Genomic DNA, 2,119 nt, shown 5'->3' on the forward strand with positions numbered 1-2,119 from the left:
GTTCAAATACTATGGATTTTCCGTCTTTTTTGAGCAAAATTTCACCGATTGACTGCCTTGCACTTGTCTCAAGCTTGACTACCTCACCATCCCGGTGAATCATGGCTTGCGGCAAAAACTCACCCAAGTGCAAATAAGAATAAGCACCCGACTCGGTAATATTCAAAAATTTGTTCAGGCTCCATTCACCATGCAATCGTTCTGCTTCGGACAAGCTATAACCGTTTTTGATTGCATGCACCGAAAAATCTTCGGTTGGTGTAGAGTAAGCGTCGTGATTCTTATCTGCAGCATGGATGTTTTGAGGGATAACAAAACACGCTAATAAAGAGAACCAGCCGAGGGCGGATGTAAGCATGGTCAGAGTCTTTGGCATAAGCCAAATCCATGAGTTGACTTAATCAATGTTTACCGAGCAACTATCAATTTAGCACATAAAAGCAAGCACGTTGAGATAACTGCTTGTGATATCATACCCGCCGGTTTTGAATCACAGCAGTTGCAGGAATCATCGATGATCGATAAAGCCTCCCTTATCGGTAGTATTGCCGGCAAAGCAGGTCAGGTACTGGGTGGGCAAAAAAGCCAGACCCGGGAAGATATTGAGCAAAACATGAAGGCTCTGGTGGGCAGTGCCCTGGCCAAATTTGAACTGGTCACCCGTGATGAGTTTGATGCCCAGGTCGCCGTTCTTAAGCATACCCGTGAAAGACTGGAAGCCCTTGAAAAGAAGGTGGCCGAGTTGGAAAAAGCCAAACAGTCTTAGCCCTGTTGCTGATGTCATTAGCCGTTCTCGCCCTGAGAACGGCTAATGCATACACCCGACCAGATTTTACTCTTCACTGACAATATTGATTATTTAAAAAAATAATTAAAATCAATAATTTAGATAATTATCACTATTAAACCCCTCGGTAGTTTTCCCTATAGAGGTACTCCTCTCTTCGCTATAGCATTGAGCAACAAATTAAGATAGTTGCCTCAATAATAATATGCCATGGCATTGGCCAGATCCTTTCAACAAAGACTGGTCTCAAGGACAAATAGAGAAAATCTCAGGAGAACCATCACTATGACACGCACACTTTCAATGTTTACTCTGCTGATGAGCATGATCATGTCTGGCTTTACACAGACTGCTTCCGCCGCTGGCTGGGAACTGCTGGGCGAAAAGAAAGTCAGTCGTCGTGCAGAAGCAGACACCATCCGTGTTGGTCTGAGAGACGGTGCTTTCAAGCGTCTGCAATTCAAGGTCAAAGGAGCTGACGTGGATTTCGACAGAGTCATCGTGCACTACGAAAACGGTCAAAACCGTGAAATAGCCATCCGCAGCAAAGTCAGGAAAGGCGGCAGCTCTCGCGTCATTGACCTGCCCGGTAAAGCAAGGGCCATTGAAAAAGTAAGATTCTACTACGACACTGATGGAACCGGACGCGTTCAGGCCAGTGTTCTGCTCATGGGTAAGTCTGCCTGATGAAAAAACGACTGTTTACGATTTTAGTTTTACTCACCACCTTTTCACCGGTCTCAACAATGGTCCATGCCGGCTTGATCGATAATGATCGGGATGAAGTCCGTGAAGAGCGACGTGATGATCGTCAGGATAATCGTGAAGAGCGCCGTGATGATCGTCAGGATAATCGTGAAGAGCGTCATGACGACCGTCAGGACAATCGTGAAGAACGTCGAGACGATCGTCAGGATAACAGAGAAGACAGAAAAGACGATCGTCAAGATCACCGTCATAACCGCTGGGATGGACCGAAGGTCATCAAGAACAATCTGGTCGTTGTAGCCCCAAGAAAAAGGGTGATCAGAAACAATATTGTCGTAGTTAGAAACTATGGTAATTCCTACTACGGTTATGGCCACTACCACGACGACAATGATGCTTACAAATGGCTGGCGTTTACGGCCATCACGCTCAAAATTCTCGACAACATCAACGAAGCTGCGCAACGTGCTCACGAAGAAGCCCAGATCAAAGCAACTACCGCTCCGGTCGGTGAAAAGATTATCTGGGATGAGGGCGACTCCTCCGGCTATGTTGTGACCACCAAAGAAGGCAAAAGTGCCTCCAGCGGTCTGGTTTGCCGTGAGTTCCAACAGTCCATTACGG

Annotated in this window: 4 protein-coding genes; 3 read left to right on the plus strand and 1 reads right to left on the minus strand. The window is 46.4% G+C overall.

The annotated features are described in order from the left end of the window. Positions 1-358 (minus strand): hypothetical protein (locus KDK16_RS08855; RefSeq protein WP_257275662.1); only part of this gene is annotated, 358 nt, incomplete at its 3' end. A 156-nt stretch (positions 359-514) separates the two neighbouring features. Here KDK16_RS08855 and KDK16_RS08860 point away from each other — a divergent pair. The 3 genes from KDK16_RS08860 to KDK16_RS08870 all read left to right on the plus strand — a co-directional run. Further along, the gene (locus KDK16_RS08860) at positions 515-766 is read left to right on the plus strand and encodes an accessory factor UbiK family protein (RefSeq protein ID WP_257275663.1); all 252 of its coding nucleotides are present in this window, start codon (positions 515-517) and stop codon (positions 764-766) included. Positions 767-1,072: 306 nt separating this feature from the next. Then, a complete protein-coding gene (locus tag KDK16_RS08865) occupies positions 1,073-1,474 on the plus strand; it encodes a hypothetical protein (protein WP_257275664.1) in 402 nt (133 codons plus the stop codon). Further along, a partial coding sequence (locus tag KDK16_RS08870) for a hypothetical protein (RefSeq protein WP_257275665.1) occupies positions 1,474-2,119 on the plus strand: 646 nt, incomplete at its 3' end. The genes KDK16_RS08865 and KDK16_RS08870, both read left to right, overlap by 1 nt.

It is taken from the genome of Endozoicomonas sp. SESOKO4 (assembly GCF_024606275.1).